Here is a 21,024-nt window from a genome sequence, read left to right as displayed (position 1 = left end):
GATGATCCTCACGCAAGGTTGACCAGAGGAACGTTCTGGAGGTCGAGTCGGTAGGGCGTTCTGAACCACGCCAGTTCATCGTGAAGCGTCACGACTTCGCCGATCACCAGCAGGGCGGGGCGTTCGGCTTCGGCAGCAAGCGCTGCCAGTTGATCGAGGCGGCCAAGCCGCACTTTCTGGTCGGCACGGGTCGCGTTGCTGATGACGGCCACGGGCGTGCTGGCATGGCGGCCGTGGCGAATCAGCTGGGCCGATATTTCAGCCGCTTTGACCGTGCCCATGTAGATCGCTAGCGTTTGGTGGTGGCGCGCAAGGTCCTGCCAGTCAGGCGCATCATTACTGTCGCAGCGATGACCAGTCATAAACATCACGTTCTGAGCATGTTCGCGGTGTGTCAGCGGGATGCCGGCATAGGTCGTAGCGGCCGAGGCTGCAGTGATTCCGGGCACCACCTGGTAGGGAATGCCAGCAGCGCGAATGGCCTGCATCTCTTCACCACCGCGGCCGAAAATCAGTGGGTCGCCGCCTTTCAGGCGTACCACACGCTGCCCCTTACGGGCCAGACGGACGATCAGCTGGTTGATTTCATCCTGCGGCATACTGTGGCAACCGGCCCGCTTGCCGGTGCAGATGCGCTGGGCATCGCGGCGCACCAGTTCCAGCACGTCAGCGCTGACCAACTGATCAAACAGCACCACGTCGGCTTGTTGAAGTTCTTGGAGCCCACGCAATGTCAGAAGACCAGCATCGCCGGGCCCGGCACCGACCAGAATGACTTCACCCTGCGGCGCCTCTACGGCGGCGGGGCTGGACAGAGCATGTTCGAGCAGGCTCTCGGCATGTGCGTCTTCGCCCTGCGCTACGGCAGAGGCAAAATCCCCCTTGAAGGCTTTTTCCCAGAAACGGCGGCGGTCACTCATACGACTGAAACGCTGTTTGACGCGGTCGCGCCAGCGGCTGGCAATTTCCGCCATCGGGCCGAGGTGCATCGGCAGCAGCGATTCCAGGCGTTCTCGCAGCGTACGCAGCAGCACGGGGGCCTTACCTGCCGACGAGATGGCAATAGTGATGGGATCGCGGTCGATGATGGCGGGTACGATGAAACTGCAGTGCTGCGGGGCGTCAACGACATTGACCAGCCGGTGGCGCGCGTCAGCGGCCTCTTTGACGGTCTGGTTGAGTGCATGGTCGTTAGTAGCGGCGATCACGAGAAACACGTCATCAATCAGTTCGGGAGAGAAGTCGTGTGCGATCCAACGCAGCTCGCTGCGCGTTGCGTGTGCCTGCATCTCATCGCTGAGCGTATGCGCGACGACCAGAATGTCGGCCTTGGCCTTGAGCAGCAGCGTGACCTTGCGTGCGGCGACATCGCCACCGCCCACGATCAGCACGGGGCGTCCGTCAAGGTCAGCAAAAAGAGGGAAGTGCGCCATGTGCTGTCTTTCCTGATGACGTGGCCCGCTGACAGTGGGCCAAAAGAATGAAATCCGGGACTAGCGGTTGCCGTCGTCTTCGTGCAGGCCGCACTCGCGCTTGAGGCCAAAGAAGCGGGTCTGCTCCTCGCTCATGCCCGGTTCCCATTTTTGGGTAGTGTGCGTGTCACCTACGGAGAAATAGCCTTCTTCCCATAGCGGGTGATAGGGCAGATCGAAGGCTTCCAGGTAGTAGTGCACGTCCTTGTTGGTCCAGTCGATGATGGGCAGCACCTTGAAGACGCCGCGCTGGATCGACAGGATCGGAAGCTGGGCACGGCTGCTGGACTGGTCGTGGCGCAGCCCGGCAAACCATGTACTGGCATTGAGTTCATCCAGCGCGCGGTTTAGCGGCTCGACTTTGTTGAGGTGGTTGTAGCGTTCAATTCCTTCGACACCGCCCTCCCATAGCTTTCCGTAGCGCGCTTCCTGCCAGGCAGCGGATAGCGTCGCACGGTACACCTTAAGGTTGAGGTGAAGGCGCTCGGTCAGCTGGTCGATGAAACGGTAGGTTTCAGGGAACAGATAGCCTGTATCCGTCAGGATGACGGGAGCGTCCGGGCGTTGCTGAGTGACCAGATGCAGCATCACCGCTGACTGGATGCCGAAGCTTGAGGTCAGCACCTGCGTTTCGGGAAGGTGTTCGAGTGCCCATGCTACACGGCCCTTGGCATCCAGCGTCGCCAGATGGCGGTTGGCATCGGCCAGCGCCTCGGTCTGTGCTTCACGTGGCTCAGCGCTCAGCGCGGCAAGATCAGAAGAAGTGAATGTCGTCATAAGGTCTCCTGCGCGATCATCACGGGCATCGACAATAAGGGTGAATACCGCCCGATGGACGGCATCGAACATCAGTGGAGGAGCCGCCAGCGCTGGCAGCTCCTCGGTGGCCATTAGCCGTTGCTGACTTTCTCATCGACATGGAAATCGACGGCGGCATCTTGTACCGGTACGACAATGCCCGCACGGACGACGAAGTCGCCGAAGCCTTCATTGGGCTGACGCTCGGTGGCCCAGCGTCCGATCAGCTGGTCCAGTTCAGCGAGAATTTCCGGTGTCTGGACGTTCTCGCGGTAGAGGCGAGGAATGCGGCTGCCGATGCGGTTGCCACCGATATGCAGGTTGTAACGTCCCGGAGCCTTGCCGACCAGTCCGACTTCGGCGAGCACAGCTCGGCCGCAGTTGTTAGGGCACCCTGTGATGCGCGTGACGATGTATTCGTCGCTGACGCCGTGTTTCTTCATCAGTGCATCTACATCATCAATGAACTGCGGTAGGTAGCGCTCGGCTTCGGCCATGGCCAGCGGGCAGGTCGGGAACGAGACACAGGACATAGCATTGAGGCGCAGCGGTGTCACATCGCGCATCAGGCCGTAGTCGCGTGCGATGCGCTCGATCGTTGCCTTTTCTTCTTCCGGCACGCCTGCCACGATCAGGTTCTGGTTCGCGGTCAGACGGAAGTCGCCCTTGTGCACTTTGGCGATTTCAGCCACGCCCGTTTTGATCGGTAGCCCAGGGTGGTCGATCAAGCGGCCGCTTTCGATGAACAGCGTTAGGTGCCACTTATTGTCGATGCCCTTGACCCACCCGAAGCGATCGCCGCGTTCGGTGAATGTATATGGGCGGATGGGCTCGAAGGTGATGCCCGCACGGCGTTCCACTTCGGCGCGGAAGCGGTCAACGCCCACACGGTTGAGGGTGTACTTGCTGCGTGCATGGCGGCGATTGGTGCGGTCACCCCAGTCGCGCTGTGTGGTCACGACGGCTTCGGCCACTTTGATCGCATGCTCGGCAGGCAGGTAACCCACTTCGAGTGCCAAGCTCGGGAACGTGGACGTGTCGCCGTGGGTATAGGCCAGACCGCCTCCCAGCAGCAGGTTGAAGCCCACCAGATGACCATTTTCAGCAATCGCGACAAAGTTCATGTCGTTGGCGTGCAGGTCGACATCGTTGAGCGGCGGAATGACCACGGTCGTCTTGAACTTGCGTGGCAGATAGGTTGGGCCGAGGATCGGTTCTTCGTCGGTCGTCGCGACCTTTTCTTTGTCGAGCCAGATTTCGGCATAGGCGCGGGTCTTTGGCAGCAGGTGCTCGGAGATGCGCGCCGCCAATGTATAGGCTTCGGCGTGCAGTTCGGACTCAATCGGGTTCGACGTGCACATCACGTTGCGGTTGACGTCATTGGCCGTGGCGATCGAATCCAGCCCCATCTCGTGCAGCATCTGATGAACCGACTTCAAATCACCTTTCAGGATGCCGTGAAACTGGAACGTCTGACGGTTGGTCAGACGAATGCTGCCGTAGAGCGTCTTGGCGCTGGCGTATTCGTCAATCTTCAGCCAATGCTGTGGCGAGATAATGCCCCCCGGCAGACGGCAGCGGATCATCATGGCGTAGCGCGGCTCAAGCTTTTCTTCTTCGCGCTCGCGGCGAATATCGCGGTCATCCTGCTGATACATGCCGTGGAAGCGGATCAGCATGAAGTTGTCGCCGCGGAAGCCGCCAGTCAGGCCGTCCTTGAGATCGTCGGCAATGGTGCCACGCAGGAAGTTGCTTTCCCGCTTCATCCGTTCGGCATCGGACAGCGGTGCATCGACGATCAGCGGACCTTCGTAACGTTTGCTCATCAGTAGACGTCCCTCTGGTAACGGCGCTCGGAGCGAAGCGTCGTCAGGTAATCATCGGCGTCCTCGGCAGAGAGGCCGCCATGCTGTTGGATGATTTCAAGCAGCGCGCCATCCACATCGCGGGCCATCCGCGAAGCGTCGCCACAGACATACAGGTGTGCGCCATCCTGTAGCCACTGCCAGACATCGGCTCCCTGTTCGCGCAGTTTGTCCTGCACATAGACCTTCTGGGCTTGATCGCGCGACCATGCCAGATCAATGCGGTTGAGCACGCCATCCTTGACGTATTGCTGCCATTCCACCTGATACAGGAAGTCTTCCAGAAAATGCGGGTTGCCGAAAAATAGCCAGTTGGGTCCGCTGGCATTGTCTGCGGCACGCTGCTGGATGAAGGCGCGGAACGGCGCGATGCCCGTGCCCGGGCCAATCATGATGACCGGTGTGGCCGGGTCTTCCGGCAGGCGGAAATTATCATTGTGTTCGATGAACACGCGTACCTTGTCATCTTCCGTCAGGCGGCTGAGGTAGCCGGAAGCACCGCCACGGCGTTCGTGGTCGTCGATGAAATAGCGGACGACCCCGACCGTGATGTGGACGTCATCGTCGGCTTCGGCCTGAGAGGATGAGATAGAGTACAGGCGCGGTGCCAGCGGGCGCAGCCAACTGACCAGCGTTGCTGCATCAATGGGGTGAGACAGCGGATGTTGGCGGAGCATATCAATAGGAGAGGTTGAGTCGGCATACGCCTGCAACGCCGGACGTCCTTCGCGTACCCGTGCTGCCAGCTCATCATTGCCGGCAACGCTGGCATAACGTTCCATCAAGCGTGTGCTATTGACGGTCAGTTCGAATTGGCGCAGCAGCGCTTCACGCAGCGGCAGTGTTTGATCCTGAACGCTGACCAGTTCTTCGCCGGAAAGCGCTGTGACGGACAGCCATTCATCGACCAGCGCAGGGTCGTTTTCGTACCACACACCGAGCGCATCGCCGGGAGCATAGGTCAGGCCCGAGCCGCTCAGGTCGATTTCGATATGGCGGACATCGCGGTCGGAGCCGCGCCCAGTAATCTTTTGGTTGACCAGAATGGAAGCGTCGAACGGCGTGTCGCGGTGCCAAGCGGAGGCGACAAGCGGCACCGCTGACGATGCCGTCGTGGTTACCGATGCAGTGCCTGTGCTGCTTGCGACCTGTTGCTTGAGTACGTCCAGTACCTGCCCGCGCCATTCACGTGCGATGTCATCGTAGTCCACGTCGGCATCCACGCGCGGCAGCAGGCGAGAAGCGCCGAGCGCTTCAAGGCGCTGGTCGAGGTCCTTGCCCGCCTGACAGAAATGCGTGTAGGTGCTGTCGCCCAGCCCCAGCACTGCAAAGTGCAGCTGATCGAGAGAGGGAGCTTTCTTAGAGGCGAGGAACTTAAAGAAGGCAAAGGCTTCTTCCGGCGGTTCGCCTTCACCCTGTGTCGATGTGACGACGATGACATACTGCTCGTTTGCCAGTGCCTTGGGTTTGTACTCGTTGACGGGGGTATGCGTCACCGTCAGGCCCGCACTGCTGAGCTCGTCGTGCAGCTGCTGCGCCACATGGCGTGCATTGCCGGTCTGAGACGCTGACAGTAGGGTGATCGTGACGGGCGCAGCGGTGGCCGGCACCGTGCTGACGGGTTCGCCCTGGCTCTGGGTCGATAGCGGCGTCTGGCCAGACTGACTGACCCCCCACAGATATCCCGAGAGCCAGACCTTCGACTGATCGTTTAGACCGTCGATGATGTCATGCAGCGCCTTGAGCTGCTGTTCGTTCAGAGGTGAAATTGGCATCAATATGCACCCTTCATGAGTGGCGACGGCGCAGGCATAGTGCGGTGCGACAGGAAATTGAAGTGACTTTTCTGCAGTGTGATAACAGTGTCAGTAAATTGCCTATGCGCCGTCAAAGAATGATTGCTTATATGGATAGTTACAATCATTGGACATGTATAGATCGTCCGAGCATATGCTCCTTACGCCCAGCACCATCAATAAGAAGTAACGGTACGATACGCCTGAGCAAAAACAATGGGAAGTGCATGGCATCACATAAGGTAACTGCCGCCATGGCGCGGTTGGCAGCCTTTCTCCTACCCGTACTAATGGACATAGTGATAAGGGTTATGCCCTGCGCAGAGCGCTACAGTTCTCTGATAGACGCACTGTCTTATCGTCATGAATGTGGCTGTTTATTTGTAGTGAAAGAATATTGTGATGATAGGTTTATTCATATTTATACTATATTTTACGTATGGCTGTGCGAAGTGGCGTAATTATTATAAATGGGTTGTTGAGTAGTGGTCTTTATATATAGGTGGCCTATGCAGTGATCTAGAATGTATGCCGTGTCGATGGTGTCATCACGGTACTGAAATGGGAAAAGGCGACGCTGAAGGGGGACGCCTGCGGCGCTGCTTCTCGCGCTGGAAGGCTCGGCGATATCAACCATCGTGGTCTGCATTATCGTCAGTATGGCGTCACGCAGCGTTGGTTGTAAGTGTGCTGAAGGGGGGGCTTTCTATAGCGGGAGCGTCATGAAATAGCGGGTAGGAAAATCCTAGGCTCGCTATAAATACCCACTCTCTTGGGGGGGTAATTATCGTGACGGTACGTTGAAAAGGAAGCCTAATTATAAGGCCGCGAAGATAGACGCTTCGGCGTATCGGATCATCCGCCTTGCTTGCAATGTGATGTGGTCGTTGAGGCTACGGTATCGTGCCGTATTGGCCGATGAATCTGCTTGATATAGCGCCGATGTTGCGGTGTGGGTGCAGTGATATGGCAGATGTTTTGCGCTGTGTGATTAGACCGTTACGCTCGTGGTGCTCCAACATCGTGGCGGGGCATTAGTGTGCAATGGCATGATAGTGCTGCATGCCACGATGAGATTCGATACGGGCGTGCAGATATAGGCACGATGTGGCATGAGAAAGGCTTTGACGCTAATCGGTACCGCTACAGAGCGTCGCCAATGTTGAAAGGGACGGTTGGTGGGCGGCCTGGGTTTTTGGGTTTGATCGCGTAGTTGGGCCGAGTGATACACAAGGCTGTCAGGCGTGCCAAATGTCCACGGTTGTCCCGTGGTGCGCTGTGCACACGGTGACGTGGATCGTGGTCCTGTGCCAGATCCGTTAAGTTTGATTTACAGCACGTTGCCTGCACATTAGGGTCTCATTAGGCTTGCATGGCCTATCCGCTCTATGGGCAGGGGAGTGCACTATGCTGGTAGGACACAGCGGTGAGCGCTGTGTCGCCAACGATAATGATATGACCGCTAAGCAGGAGAGTCTTACTGTGGAAAATACGCTTCAGGTGCCCGGCTGGGTCTGGGGTGTCACGTTATTGGTGACGCTGGGCTTGTTTGTCTTCGATTTCGTGGCGCACGTGCGTAAACCTCATGCCCCCACCCTGAAGGAGTCAGCCGTCTGGTCGGCCTTCTTCATCGCGTTGGCCATTCTGTTCGGGATCGGGCTGACGTGGCTGACCGGACCGACGCACGGTGGTGAATTCTTCGCGGGGTTTGTGACCGAGAAGAGTCTGTCCGTCGACAACCTATTCGTCTTCGCCCTGATTATGGCCAAGTTCTCGATTCCTCCGCGCTTCCAGCAGAAGGCGCTGCTGATCGGGGTCGGAATGGCGCTGGTGATGCGTGGTGGTCTGATTGCATTGGGTGCGGCAGCGCTTGAACGCTACAGCTGGCTGTTCTATCTGTTCGGTCTGTTCCTGCTATACAGCGCCGTCAAGCTGATCATTGAGCACTTCGCACATAACGATGACAGTGAAGAGATGCCGAAGATCCTCGTATGGCTGCAGCGTTGGCTGCCGATTAGCGACAAAGTGGACAGCCCGCACTTGCTGGAGCATCAGACCGATGCGCAAGGGCGTCGGCGCTGGGTCGCGACCCCGATCATGGCGGTGGTGATCGCGCTGGGCATCACCGACCTGCTGTTTGCTTTCGACTCCATACCGGCTATCTATGGTCTGACGTCGTCGGCCTATATCGTGTTCACGGCCAACGCCTTCGCTTTGCTGGGGCTGATTCAGTTGTACTTCCTGCTGCACGGCCTGATGTCGAAGCTGACCTATCTGGGCGTAGGGCTGTCATGCCTGCTGGCCTTCATCGGCGTCAAACTGGTACTGCATGCTTTGCACCAGAACACACTGCCGTTCATTAATGACGGCCAGCCGTTGCATGGTGTACCCGATATCGGTACCGGCCTATCACTGTCGATCATCGGTGTGATTCTGGGGATCACCGTGATTGCTAGCCTGATTAAAGGGCGCCAGCAAGCGTAACGCCATCGCGTTCGAGCCGCTTGCCTTATGCCAGCGGCACAGGCTGTCACGCGAACGTCGAAAAGGCCGGTGCTTTGCATCGGCCTTCTAATTTGTATCGGTCTTCTCACTAAAGCTAAGTAGTCCCCCCCGTCCCCAAGGCGTCACGGTGAATGATAAGGATGCCTGTTCAGGGAACGGTGTCATTCCGTCGTGAGGGGCCGTGTCAGCGCAGACTTTCGATGGGCAGGTTAGCCATTGCTGGCTCTTGCTTCGATCAGACCGTTCCTTCCTGTGTGGCATAACGGATCTCCGTGATCAGCCACGTCCGAGGGCCTTCCGGGGTCTGCACGTTCACCTCGTCATCCAGTGTCTTGCCCAGCAGTGCGCGCGACAGTGGCGCGTCAATGCTAATCCAGTGCCGCTTGTTATCCGTCTCATCTGGCCCCACTATACGAATATTCAGTTCCTCTCCTGTATCGCTGTCGAGGTCTTCGAGTGTTACCCATGCACTGAAGAAGACGCGGTCACGCTGGGCGGGTAGCCGATCGACCACCTTTAGCGCATCAAGGCGCTTGCTTAGGTAGCGAATGCGGCTCAGCGTGCGGTTCAGCTCTCGTTTGTTATAGGTGTAATCCGCGTTTTCGCTGCGGTCGCCCTGTGCGGCGGCTTCGGCCACTTTCTGTGATATCAGCGGGCGGCGCTCGTAGCGCAAGTGCTCATAGAGCGAGCGCATGCGTTGAAAGCCTTCCGGCGTGATCAGATCCGTTTTGTGCTCCTGGCGAGGGTCCTTGGCGGGATCGCGCCAGCGGGTCATATTGCGGCCTTTCATGGTGAGCTTCCTTGTCTGTCTCCGTCTGTTTCGGGCATGTCCCTGTTCCGGAGCCTGTCAAAATAGCAAAAGACGATCGGTGCGAGGAAGCACAGGCGTGCACGCAGGGGCATTGAATTCATCGACGGGCGCGGGCATGTTAGGCCTTCGTTATCGGGTCCACGCTAGCGGCCTGTCGCAGAGGGGCGCCGTCTTTTGCCCATGTTATTGGATAAGGCTCGATGAAGAGCCTGTAGGGAGAAGTTTCATGAGTACGGAATCCTCATCGGACGCACGTCTTGATGTGACCTACGGCGTCGATGACTATCAGGATCAAGGTGGAGAAACGCTCTACAAAGGCTTCTTCACCTTCGAGCGGCGTCACTATCGCTATCGTCGCTTTGACGGCGGCTGGAGCGATACCGTTGACCGCGAGGTCCATGTTCGCCCCGATGCCGTAGGCGTGCTGCTGTATGACCCTAAGCGCGATGTTGTGGTGTTAGTCGAACAGATTCGTGCCGGGATCGTGGCGCGGCTTGCGCACGGTCAGAGCGCTCATTCACCGTGGCTGCTCGAACCGGTAGCAGGGCTTATTGACCGCGATGAAACGCCGGAAGAAGTCGCGCGCCGCGAAGCGGAAGAAGAAGCCAACTGTAAAGTCACCGAGCTGATTCCACTGTACCGCTACTACACCAGTCCTGGGGCGTCCTGCGAGCAGTTCTACCTGTTCTGTGCGCTGGTCGACAGCGCGCCGCTGGGTGGCATCCATGGGCTGGAAGAAGAGAACGAAGATATCCGTGTCCGCACCTTCTCTTTCACTGACATCAGCGAGATGATGAAGAACGGCCGGATCGACAATGCCATGGCCTTGATCAGCTTGCAGTGGTTGGCCGCCGAGCGGTCGAGTCTGCGAGCCAGGAGTTGATATGACACGACGCGCCTATACCACCGACCTTCGCAGCCTACAGAAGGAATGCGCGAGCAATTTCTTCCGGCTGGAGCGTCTGTTGGGCGATCATGAGGCGGGCGATGAGCAGGTGATCGCCCTCGCCGACGAGTATCGTCACTTCGGGCTGCTTCATGTGGAGGTGCTCGAACGCGCGCCCTATACCACCATGCTGCGCATCACGCAGCGTGGTGTGCTTGATCATCTGATGGAAGTGCCGTGCATGCGCGTGCACATGTACCACGATGTCAGTCTTGCCGAAGTGACGGATTTTCAGCGTCAGCGCCATTTCCAAGGGCGTTACCGCTATCCCAACCCCTATATGCATCAGCCTGACGAAAAGCTGCAGCTCAACCGATTCCTTGGGGAATGGCTGACGCATGCGCTTGAGCACGGCATGGTGGTGGAAGCGCCATCGCTAGGATAGGATGAGCCCTTCATCGCTAACTGCCCGTTAGGTCACTTCTTTTTGAGTGAAGCATCAGGCGGCATGCCATTGCGGCATGCGGTCACGCTACGGCTGTTGCCTTTGTGCACAGCGGTAGCATCAGAAACACCTTCAGGAGGGTATTCATGCGCATAGTGCAGCTGTCCGACATACATCTGCTGGCAGATACAGAAGGTCAGGTAAGAGGTCATTATCCGGACTGGCACGCACAGGTCGTACTGGGCAAGGTGCCCGAGTATGCCCCTGACCACATCGTGGTCGTGGGCGATATCAGCGACGATGGTTCCGAAGCGTCATACGAACGCGCAAAACGGTACCTCGATGGTTGTGGCGTGCCTTGGAGCTGGTTGCCCGGCAACCACGATGCCGAACCGCCCATGTCGACGTTTGCGCCGATGGCGGCGGCCGTCGATCTAGGGCCGGTCGAGCTGCTGCAGCTGGATAGCCATATCAATGATGAAGGGCATGAAGAAGGTCATCTGGGAGAAGATCAGCTGCAGTGGCTGGACGAGCGTCTGCGCGTTACGACGCGCCCAGTGATCGTGGCGCTGCATCACCCGCCATTGCTGCTGCCGTCGCGCTGGATGAACGACATCGCGCTGGAAGATCGCGATTCGCTGTGGGAAATCCTCGACGATTACCCGCATGTGCGCGGTGTGCTGGCTGGCCATATCCACTATCCGCTGGACGAAGAGCGTGATGGCGTGCGCGTACTGACCGCGCCAGCCGTTATCGACCAGTTCACGCCGGGAAGCGATGTCTTCGAAGTGGATGAACAGGCGTTGCCGGGGTTCCGCATCATCGACGTCAGCGATGCCACCGGTGAAATCGAACATACGGAAGTAGTACGCGTCAGCATCCCTGACCGTGACAGCGGCGATGCCTCAGCAGCAGTGGCATCAAGCGAAAATGAACAAGAGGATACGGCTCGCGGCATCGCGGAGGGCGATGCGCAGGCATGATCTGACGATGATGCCTTGTCCCCACCCACGGCCTGCGTGAGAACGTGTACACCGGGTGGTGAGGGCAGAAGACAAGTGGGGCGTATCGAGCGGCCTGTCGAATCGAACTGTACCGTGCGCATTGCGCAGTGAGTCAGCCGGTTCGGCAGGCCGTCTGCGTTATGGTCACCGCGCTACTGGCGGTCATACCCATTAGCTTTGCCCCAGCTGTTGAAAGGCGTTTATGGGCAGCGCAGCAGGGGGTTACTGTGCTATTGTTCCTGCGACAAGCCACCGCATGGGGCGCATATGTCGCACCCCTTGGGGATGCACACGCTGCCCTCAGCGTTCTAATGTAGGCGCCAGATCAACGAGCAGGTCGTTGGGCAACGATGACGGCACGACGGGGGGCGGGATAGCCTTCCACCGTCAGGCTAGCATCGTCGGGATCAAGGAAGTCGCTGAGCGACTGGAACGTCATCCAGTCAGTGTGACGCTGCTCTTCCGATGTGGTCAGTGCTTCGTCGACGACGCGCGCATTTTCGAAACCACAGCGGGACAGCCAGTGGCACAGCGCCTGTGTCGACGGCAAGAAGTAGACGTTAGGCATCTGCGCGTAGCGTTCGCCAGGCATTAGCACAGTATGTTCATCGCCTTCCACGACCAGGGTTTCCAGCACCAGTTCGCCGCCCGGGCGCAGTGCAGCAAACAGCTGCATCAGATGGCCCAACGGGTCACGGCGGTGGTAGAACACCCCCATCGAAAAGACGGTGTCGAACCAGCTCAGCTGTTCGGGCACGTCTTCGATGCCGACGGGCAGCAGGTGAACGCGATTGCCCTGCGGGTGGTCGCCGATGAAATGGCGCACGGCTTGAAACTGGTAGAAGAAACGTGGCGAAGGGTCGATAACCAGTACGAACGAGGCACCTTCTCCTGCCATGCGCCAGCCGTGATAGCCGTTGCCACCGCCCACGTCGAGCACTCGGCGTCCGGCCAGCGGGCTGATGTGCGGTTGAACGCGCTGCCATTTGAGATCCGAGCGCCACTCGGTGTCGATGTTTGTGCCGCACAGTGAATATGGCCCTTTGCGCCACGGCATCAGCGAGCGCAGCAGACTGTGTGCTCGCGCCTGATCGCCGGGTGGCAATTCGGCCTCGACGGTGACCGCATCGCGGTCGAGAGCGACCGTATGCGAGGCGGGAATGGACGGTAGCTTGGCGACCGCGCTTTCCCAGCCGGGCAGGTCACCGTGGCGCTTGCGATCGAGTCCATCGGCCAGTTGCTGGGGCAGATGCGCCAGCCAGTCTACGAGGCCATGCTCGACGAAGGCGTTATAGAGCGCCTGGTGGGAGAGGGGTAAGATGGTGTGGGGCATGCTTATTCCTTGAATGCGATCAGCGAAGCGAAATTCAGGTACTGGAACCAGGTGAAGTGGCGAACGAAGCCTGCTTCTGCCAAGCGAGCATGGTGGGCCGACAGCGTGTCCGTCCGCATGACGTCTTCCAGCGCCGTTCGTTTTTGACTGATTTCGAGATCGGAATAGCCATTGGCACGTTTGAAGTCATGGTGAAGGGCATACAGGATGCGTTCCGCCTCAGGATCATCACAGGTGATCTTCTCGGAAAGAATCAGTATTCCCCCCGGCTTGAGGGCGTGATGCAGTCGCGATATCACGTGCAGTCGCTGCTCTGGCGGCAAAAACTGCAGCGTGAAGTTGATGATGATCATGTCCGACGGCTTCAGTTCAAGCGTGCAGATATCGCCCTCGATCAACCGTATGCGTTCGAAGGCCTCGACCGGCAGATGGGTTTCGAGATGCTGCCGGGCCTGAGCGATCATGGCCGGCGAGAGATCGACGGCGGTGATGTCCGGTACGCGACCTTCGAGCTGCTGGCACAGCGCCAGCGTTGCTGCACCGTGGGAGCAGCCCAGATCGTAGACATGAGCCTGTTCGGGCAGATAGCGGCGTGCCATCACGCCCACCATGGCGGTGATCTGACCGTAGCCGGGTACCGACCGGCTGATCATGTCAGGAAAACAGGCCGCGACCCTTTCGTCGAACGAAAAGCGCGCGATAGCGTCCTGGGGTGTGGCAAAAAGCGAGTCGTGGGGCATGTCTTTATCCATCGACATAGGACGTCGCGACGCAGTACGCCAGCAATGGCGTCCGCCTGAAGTCAGGCAGTCCGACGACCTCTGGAACATGGGAACAGGGCAATTGCCGTGGGGTGCCACGGGGATTGCCGGGTCGTGCTCCTTGGAGCATGGCTGTGCATTCTACCCTGCAGGACAGCGCGGGGACACAGACAGCCGGAGTCCTTTCCGGTAGCGATATATCAATTCTGGTTCTTGGAGAGTCAATTTATGTCGATCACCCAAACATCCGCATGGCAAGCGCTCAAAGACCACGCAGAGCACGGTATGCGCGATGTGCACATCAAATCCCTGTTTGCCGAAGGTGCACGTTTCAACGACTTCTCCCGTGAAGGCGCAGGCCTGCTGCTGGACTTCTCCAAGCAGCGCGTGAGCAAGGAAACCGTCGAACTGCTGCTGGCGCTGGCGCGTGAAGCCGGTGTTGAACAGGCTATCGCTCAACTGATGCGCGGTGATCGCATCAACACGACCGAAGATCGCTCGGCGCTGCATACCGCGCTGCGTCTGCCGGCCGATGACGAACTGCAGGTTGGCGATCAGAACGTCGTGGCTGACGTTCACGCTGCTCTGGCGGACATGGAACGACTGGTCAAATCACTGCACAACGGTGAATGGAAAGGCGTGACCGGCAAGCAGATCACCGACGTGGTCAACTTGGGCGTCGGTGGTTCCGACCTCGGTCCGTTGATGGTGTCTACCGCGCTGGAAGGTTTCGAACCGGCTGGCGTCAAACACATCAACATCCACTTCGCGTCTACCATCGACGGTACTCAGCTGGCCGATATTCTGCCGACGCTGAATCCGGAAACGACGCTGTTCGTCTACTCCTCCAAATCTTTCGGTACCATCGACACCAAAGCCAACGCGGATACTGCACTGGTATGGCTGGGCGAAGGCACGGGCAAAACCGAAAAAGAAATCAAGGCTCAGCACTTCATCGGTGTGTCTACTCAGACAGCCAAAATGGATGAATGGGGCTTTGCTCCGGCTCACCAGCTCAAGTTCTGGGACTGGGTCGGCGGTCGTTACTCCCTGTGGAGCGCCATCGGTTTCGCCATCGCACTGAAGATCGGCATGGACAACTTCCGTCGTCTGCTGTCCGGTGCGCATGCGATGGATGAGCACTTCCGCCATACGCCGCTCGAAAACAACCTGCCGGTGCTGTTCGGTCTGCTGGGCATCTGGAACACCGACTTCCTCGATATCCGCTCTCTGGCCGTACTGCCGTACGATGGCCGTCTGCGCTATCTGCCGGGCTATTTCCAGCAGCTCGAAATGGAATCCAACGGTAAATCCGTCACTAACGACGGCAAGATCGTTGACTACTCTACTTGCCCGGTACTGTGGGGCGAAGTGGGCCCGAACGGCCAGCATGCGTTCTACCAGCTGCTGCACCAAGGCACGCAGTCGGTCGCCTGTGACTTCATCGCGCCGATCAATCGCTACGATGAAATCGAAGACGAAGGCCTGCGCGAAAGCTTCAAGACTCAGCACCGTCTGGCGCTGGCCAACTGCTTCGCACAGTCCCGCGTACTGATGCTGGGCAACGACGCGATCCGCGATCAGGGCGAAACGCCGTACTACAAACGCTATGCCGGTAACCAGCCGTCCAGCACCATTCTGGTCGATCGCATCGCACCGGAAACACTGGGCGCATTGATTGCGCTGTACGAACACAAGGTTTTCGTTCAGGGCATCATCTGGAACATCAACTCCTTCGACCAGTGGGGCGTTGAGCTCGGCAAGAAAATCGCGCTCGAAGCTGACGGCATTCTGGCCAGCGGCAAAGGTGCCGACTCCCTGGACGATTCCAGCAATCATCTCATTCAGAAAGTACTGGCCGGTCAGACAGCTCGCTGATCTCGCCATGCCGTATGCGTTGCCAGAAATACTGTATATATATACATATTCCGCTGCGTAGGGTATGATAGCTGCCATTATTGGCGGTGACTCCAGGCGCACTTCCTTAGCGGGGAGTGCGCCTGTGTCGTGACGGCAACGTCCACCATGCATCATGAGCGAGAAGCACTATGTCCGTTAAAAGCGTGCTGTTTCTGCACGGCTTCAACAGCCATCCCCGTACCTTCAAAGCGCTCGTGACCCAGGAAGCCTGTCGTGAACTGGCTCATCCGCCCGAATTCTCTGCGCCCGTGCTGTCCAGTTCGCCTATGCAGGCACTGGCACAGGCCGAAGCCGCGCTGCGCGCACTGACACCTCCCACGCTGGTGATCGGCAGCTCTTTGGGCGGTTTTCTTGCACTCTGCCTAGCAGAACGGCATCCTCTGTCAGCCATTGTCCTTTTAAATCCGGCACTTGACCCGCTTCGCTTCGTGCAGTCGCATATGGGCGAGCGCTTCGACAACCCGGTCACCGGCGAGCAGATTAAGATCACTCCGGCCATGCAGCAGGAGCTACACGCGCTGTCACTGAAGCCTCCGCGACACCCTGAGCGCATCATGGCGCTGCTGGGCGGACGCGATGAGGTCATTGACCATCGGCATACGCGTCAGTGGTTGGCGAACTGCACCCTGATGGATTGTCCTGACGACGATCATGCGTTGCTTTCCTATCCTGAATACGTAGCCCGCGTGCTGGCGTACGGTGGATTGAACGTGGCATCCGTCGCTGCGGTGTGAACCCTTGCGCGTCCCGCGTGTCAGCCAGAGTGGCGTTATGGCTTTTCTGCATCCCGATTTCTGTCGATGTTCGCCGTTGCGGGCATCTTGTATCTTTCGAATCAGCTGTGAATCCACCTGACCCATGAGCCAATACAGTGCCAGTTCCATCGAGGTGCTTTCAGGTCTAGAGCCGGTGCGCAAGCGCCCGGGCATGTATACCGACACCTCGCGCCCCAACCATCTCGTTCAGGAAGTCGTCGATAACAGCGTGGATGAAGCGCTGGCGGGCTACGCCCACGACATCACCGTGCGCCTGCTGCCTGATGGCGCTATCGAGGTTACCGATGACGGTCGCGGTATGCCGACCGACATTCACCCCGAGCACGGTGTCAGCGGCATTGAGTTGATCCTGACCCGCCTACATGCGGGGGGCAAGTTCTCCAACGACAACTACCGTTTCTCCGGTGGTCTGCACGGCGTCGGGGTCTCGGTCGTCAATGCGCTGTCCGAGCGGCTTGAGGTCGAAGTGTGTCGCGGCGGCAAGCGCTTTGCCATCGCCTTTGCTAAGGGCGAGTGCATCGAGCCGCTGCGCGAGATCGGCACCTGTCCGAAGAAGCGCACCGGTACCGTGGTGCGTTTCTGGCCCGAAGCCGCTTATTTCGATTCACCCAAGGTTTCCGTTTCCCGTCTGCGCCACTTGCTGCGCGCCAAGGCCGTGCTGTGCCCGGGGCTGAAGGTCACATTGGAAGATACCAGCGGTGCCACGGATGTCTGGCAGTTTGCCGATGGCCTGAAGGACTATATGGCACAGGCACTGGACGGCTACGAGCTACTGCCGCCCACGCCGTTTATGGGGCACACCGAAGATGACGAGCATCACGTTGATTGGGCCGTGCAGTGGCTGCCGGAAGGCGGTGAGGCGCTTCAGGAGTCCTACGTCAACCTGATTCCTACTCCGCAGGGAGGAACGCATGTCAATGGTCTGCGCAGCGGACTGCTGGATGCGCTGAAGGAATTTTGTGAATACCGTAGCCTGCTGCCCAAGGGCATCAAGCTGACCGGTGACGATCTGTGGGAACGGGTCGCGTTCGTGCTGTCGGTTAAGATGAACGACCCGCAGTTCGCGGGGCAGACCAAGGAGCGCTTGTCGTCACGGGGCGTTGCTAATGCGGTGTCTACGGGCGTGAAGGATGCCTTTTCGCTGTGGTTGAACACGCATACCGCTGAAGCCGAGGCGCTTGCCGAGTTGGTGATCAACGCGGCGCAGAAACGTCTTCGGGCATCAAAGAAGGTCGCGCGTAAAAAAGTCACTCAGGGGCCGGCGCTGCCCGGCAAGTTGGCCGACTGCTCCAGTCAAGATCCCGCTCAGTGCGAGCTGTTCTTGGTCGAAGGGGATTCCGCAGGCGGCAGTGCTAAGCAGGCTCGTTCGCGCGAAACACAGGCGATTCTGCCGCTGCGCGGCAAGATCCTGAACACGTGGGAAGTCGATTCTCAGGACGTGCTGGCTTCACAGGAAATTCACGACATTGCCGTGGCGCTGGGGCTTGATCCCGGTAGCGATGACCTGACACGCCTGCGCTATCACCGCGTCTGCATTCTGGCCGATGCCGACTCTGACGGCCTGCACATTGCGACGCTGCTCTGCGCGCTGTTCGTGCGCCACTTCCCGGCGCTGGTTCGCAGGGGGCATGTGCATGTAGCCATGCCGCCGCTCTACCGCATCGACTTGGGCAAAGAAGTGCACTATGCCCTTGATGAAAGCGAGCGCGATGTCATTCTCAAGAAACTGGCGCGTCGCAAGGGAACGCCTAACGTCCAGCGCTTTAAAGGGCTGGGCGAGATGAACCCGTTGCAGTTGCGTGAAACCACTATGGCCGCGGATACGCGACGTCTGGTGCAGCTAACGCTAGAGGCCCCTTCCGAAACGATGGGGCTGATGGATCGATTGCTGGCGAAGAAGCGGGCCAGCGATCGCCGTCATTGGCTGGAAGAGAACGGCAATATGGCGGATATCGAGGTATAAACCCACGCCTTGATGGCTTCATTACGTGGGGCTGCTGCGCGGTTGCCTTCTTTTATCAGGCACGCAGCAGGCCCCCTGGTTTCTGGCGGACGATTGCCGTCGCCGGGAACGTCTTTATCGCGATAGGTAAGTATATCCATGGCAAGTGATATTTCTGCGCCGGTGCAGGTTAAGGAAGGCGACGTCGAACGCCTGCCTCTGCACCGCTATACCGAAAAGGCGTATCTGGATTACGCCATGTACGTCATTCTCGACCGAGCACTGCCGGCCATCGGCGATGGCCTCAAACCGGTCCAGCGTCGCATCGTATACGCCATGAGTGAGCTGGCGCTTAGCGCCTCGGCCAAATACAAGAAGTCGGCGCGCACGGTTGGGGATGTGCTCGGTAAGTTCCATCCTCATGGCGACAGCGCCTGCTACGAAGCCATGGTGCTGATGGCCCAGCCGTTCAGCTATCGCTATCCGCTGGTTGATGGGCAGGGCAACTGGGGGAGTCCTGATGACCCCAAATCCTTTGCGGCGATGCGTTATACCGAATCGCGGCTGTCGCGCTTTGCTGAGGTGCTGCTGACCGAGCTGGGGCAGGGGACAGTGGACTGGGTGCCCAACTTTGATGGCACGCTGAATGAACCGGCAGTGCTGCCCGCACGCTTGCCACATGTGCTGTTGAACGGCGGCTCTGGCATTGCGGTCGGGATGTCCACCGATATTCCACCTCACAATGTGGGTGAAGTGGTGGCCGCCACCATTCATCGTCTCAAGCACCCCACGTGTTCTATCGACGACCTGTGCGAACACCTGCCCGCGCCGGACTTTCCCACGGGGGCTGAGATCGTCACTCCGCGCGACGAGCTGAGCGCGCTGTACCGCAAGGGGCGCGGCTCGGTGAAGATGCGCGCACGCTACCATGTCGAAGAGGATGGTGAAGTCGTCATTACCGCGCTGCCGTATCAGGTGTCCGGTGCACGCGTGCTGGAGCAGATCGCAGCGCAGATGCAGGCCAAAAAGCTGCCGATGGTGAGCGACCTGCGCGACGAGTCTTCCCATGAGGAGCCGACGCGTCTGGTCATCGTTCCGCGCTCGCAGCGGGTTAACGTCGACGAGCTGATGGCTCACCTGTTTGCGACCACCGATCTTGAGAAGAGCCAGCGCGTCAACATGAACGTGATCGGGCTGGACGGCCGTCCGCAGGTCATGTCCCTAGATGTTCTGCTCGATCAGTGGCTGACGTTCCGTCGTGAGACGGTGCGCCGCCGCTTGCAGCACCGCCTGGACAAGGTCGATGCACGGTTGCATATCCTGCAAGGGCTGCTGACCGCCTACCTCAATATCGACGAGGTGATCCGCATTGTCCGTGAAGAGGACGAACCGAAGGCTGCGCTAATGGCGAGTTTCGGACTGTCCGATCTACAGGCCACCGCCATTCTTGAACTGCGTCTGCGCCATCTGGCCCGTCTGGAAGAATTCAAGCTCAAAGGTGAACAGGATGAGCTTGAGAAAGAGCGCCAGCAGCTGATGAAATGGCTGGGCAGCGAACGTGAAATGACCAAGCTCATCGAGAAAGAACTGCGCGAGGCTGCCAAGCAGTACGGTGATGAGCGTCGCTGCGAGCTGGTCAAGCGTAAGGAAGCTCGCGCGCTGTCAGAGGTTGAGCTGCTGGGCGCAGACCCCATTACCGTCGTGCTGTCCGAAAAGGGGTGGATTCGCAGTGCCAAGGGGCACGATATCGACCCTGCCGGTTTGTCCTACAAAGCAGGCGATCAATATCTGGCATCTGCACGTGGCAAGACGAATCAGGCGCTGGTGCTGCTGGATGAAACCGGGCGCAGCTATTCTCTTGAAGCGCATACGCTGCCGTCGGCACGCGGTCAGGGCGAGCCAATCACTGGGCGCATTAATCCGCCTGCTGGCGTGCAGATGACGGCGGTTGTGCTGGATGATCTGCAGGCACGTTATCTGGTCGCCAGCGACGGTGGCTATGGTTTCATTGCACCGCTGGATGCAATGACGGCGCGCTCCCGCAAGGGGAAAGCCCTGCTGACGCTGCCCAAAGGTTGCGTGGCTTTACCGCCACGGGCGTGTCAGGGCGGCGAGCGGGTCGCGGTGGTGACGTCTTCTGGCCACCTGCTGATCTTCCCGCTGGCCGATTTGCCGGAAATGGCGAAAGGGAAAGGCACGCGCATGATCAGCATCAAGGGCAGTGATGCGGCCAACCGCGCTGACTACATCCGCGATCTGGTCATCCTGCCAGAAGGGGCGACGCTGACCGTGCATGCCGGCAAGCAGAAGCGCTGCTTCAGTAAAGCCGACCTTGAAGCGTATGAAGGGCCGATGGGGCGTCGCGGTAAGCCGCTGCCCAAGGGCTATCAGAAAGTGCGCTTTCTAGAGGTCATGCAGGACTAATCAGCCGCATAGTCGTTCGTTTAAGTGCATGGCCCTTGTGTTGTCTGGCGCAAGGGCCATGTTGCTTTCAGGCCGAGAGTGCCTCTCTCGGTGTGGCGTGTCACCGCTCACTGGCGGCATTTTTGTCATGGGGCTTTGATCGTGGCACCGCGCCGCATGCCGTTACCGTTATGAACACCTCGGAGGATGCTGCAGGATCGAGCAACTTTCGGTAGTCTGGGGCTTTCGGGCGCGAGCGTCCTGTATATCACGCTGCCTTTTTCCCTTTCTCATCCTATCATCGGCT

At 58.9% G+C, this 21,024-nt stretch carries 15 protein-coding genes; 8 read left to right on the top strand and 7 right to left on the bottom strand.

Going from position 1 to position 21,024, the window contains the following annotated elements; translation table 11 throughout:
- Positions 1–8: 8 nt before the first annotated feature.
- From cysG to cysJ, 4 genes are all read right to left on the bottom strand, one after another.
- Positions 9–1,433, bottom strand: a complete 1,425-nt coding sequence (gene cysG, locus ACMHYW_RS10000) for a siroheme synthase CysG (protein ID WP_414499798.1) — start codon at positions 1,431–1,433, stop codon at positions 9–11.
- A gap of 60 nt (positions 1,434–1,493) precedes the next feature.
- Positions 1,494–2,249, bottom strand: coding sequence for a phosphoadenylyl-sulfate reductase (locus tag ACMHYW_RS09995; protein ID WP_414501499.1), 756 nt, complete (start codon positions 2,247–2,249; stop codon positions 1,494–1,496).
- 113 nt (positions 2,250–2,362) lie between these two features.
- On the bottom strand, positions 2,363–4,096 hold the full coding sequence (cysI, locus tag ACMHYW_RS09990; RefSeq protein WP_414499797.1) for an assimilatory sulfite reductase (NADPH) hemoprotein subunit: 1,734 nt from the start codon (positions 4,094–4,096) through the stop codon (positions 2,363–2,365).
- Positions 4,096–5,910, bottom strand: coding sequence for an NADPH-dependent assimilatory sulfite reductase flavoprotein subunit (gene cysJ, locus ACMHYW_RS09985; RefSeq protein ID WP_414499796.1), 1,815 nt, complete (start codon positions 5,908–5,910; stop codon positions 4,096–4,098). The genes cysI and cysJ overlap by 1 nt, the downstream gene beginning before the upstream one ends.
- A 1,428-nt stretch (positions 5,911–7,338) precedes the next feature.
- On the opposite strand from cysJ, the gene ACMHYW_RS09980 reads away from it, so the two are divergent.
- Complete coding sequence (locus ACMHYW_RS09980; RefSeq protein ID WP_414499795.1) at positions 7,339–8,415, top strand: TerC/Alx family metal homeostasis membrane protein; 1,077 nt, start codon at positions 7,339–7,341, stop codon at positions 8,413–8,415.
- A gap of 256 nt (positions 8,416–8,671) precedes the next feature.
- On the opposite strand, the gene greB is transcribed toward ACMHYW_RS09980, so the two are convergent.
- The gene (gene greB / locus ACMHYW_RS09975; protein ID WP_414499794.1) at positions 8,672–9,226 is read right to left on the bottom strand and encodes a transcription elongation factor GreB; all 555 of its coding nucleotides are present in this window, start codon (positions 9,224–9,226) and stop codon (positions 8,672–8,674) included.
- 247 nt (positions 9,227–9,473) lie between these two features.
- On the opposite strand from greB, the gene ACMHYW_RS09970 reads away from it, so the two are divergent.
- The 3 genes from ACMHYW_RS09970 (at position 9,474) to ACMHYW_RS09960 (ending at position 11,561) form a co-directional block, all read left to right on the top strand.
- Positions 9,474–10,130, top strand: coding sequence for an NUDIX domain-containing protein (locus tag ACMHYW_RS09970; protein ID WP_027704701.1), 657 nt, complete (start codon positions 9,474–9,476; stop codon positions 10,128–10,130).
- Between the two features lies 1 nt (position 10,131).
- Positions 10,132–10,578: a DUF1249 domain-containing protein gene (locus tag ACMHYW_RS09965; protein WP_414499793.1), complete on the top strand. Its 447-nt coding sequence runs from the start codon at positions 10,132–10,134 to the stop codon at positions 10,576–10,578.
- Between the two features lie 146 nt (positions 10,579–10,724).
- Complete coding sequence (locus tag ACMHYW_RS09960; protein WP_414499792.1) at positions 10,725–11,561, top strand: metallophosphoesterase family protein; 837 nt, start codon at positions 10,725–10,727, stop codon at positions 11,559–11,561.
- 346 nt (positions 11,562–11,907) lie between these two features.
- On the opposite strand, the gene cmoB is transcribed toward ACMHYW_RS09960, so the two are convergent.
- Complete coding sequence (cmoB, locus tag ACMHYW_RS09955; protein ID WP_414499791.1) at positions 11,908–12,915, bottom strand: tRNA 5-methoxyuridine(34)/uridine 5-oxyacetic acid(34) synthase CmoB; 1,008 nt, start codon at positions 12,913–12,915, stop codon at positions 11,908–11,910.
- A gap of 2 nt (positions 12,916–12,917) precedes the next feature.
- Positions 12,918–13,655 (bottom strand): carboxy-S-adenosyl-L-methionine synthase CmoA, encoded by a 738-nt coding sequence (gene cmoA / locus ACMHYW_RS09950; RefSeq protein ID WP_414499790.1) that lies wholly within the window; start codon positions 13,653–13,655, stop codon positions 12,918–12,920.
- Positions 13,656–13,904: 249 nt separating this feature from the next.
- Between cmoA and pgi the strand changes: the two genes are divergently transcribed.
- The 4 genes from pgi (at position 13,905) to parC (ending at position 20,738) form a co-directional block, all read left to right on the top strand.
- A complete protein-coding gene (pgi, locus tag ACMHYW_RS09945) occupies positions 13,905–15,554 on the top strand; it encodes a glucose-6-phosphate isomerase (RefSeq protein ID WP_414499789.1) in 1,650 nt (549 codons plus the stop codon).
- A gap of 170 nt (positions 15,555–15,724) precedes the next feature.
- Entirely contained in the window at positions 15,725–16,330 is a 606-nt protein-coding gene (locus tag ACMHYW_RS09940; RefSeq protein ID WP_414499788.1) for a YqiA/YcfP family alpha/beta fold hydrolase, read from the top strand.
- Positions 16,331–16,454: 124 nt separating this feature from the next.
- Positions 16,455–18,335, top strand: a complete 1,881-nt coding sequence (gene parE / locus ACMHYW_RS09935) for a DNA topoisomerase IV subunit B (protein ID WP_414499787.1) — start codon at positions 16,455–16,457, stop codon at positions 18,333–18,335.
- A 138-nt stretch (positions 18,336–18,473) separates the two neighbouring features.
- Entirely contained in the window at positions 18,474–20,738 is a 2,265-nt protein-coding gene (gene parC / locus ACMHYW_RS09930) for a DNA topoisomerase IV subunit A (RefSeq protein ID WP_414499786.1), read from the top strand.
- Positions 20,739–21,024: the final 286 nt, after the last annotated feature.

It is taken from the genome of Zymobacter sp. IVIA_12111.31 C1, assembly GCF_047495495.1.
GTDB lineage: Bacteria > Pseudomonadota > Gammaproteobacteria > Pseudomonadales > Halomonadaceae > Zymobacter.
Note: the sequence above shows the minus strand (reverse complement) of the source record. Positions and strands in the feature narration are given on the sequence as shown.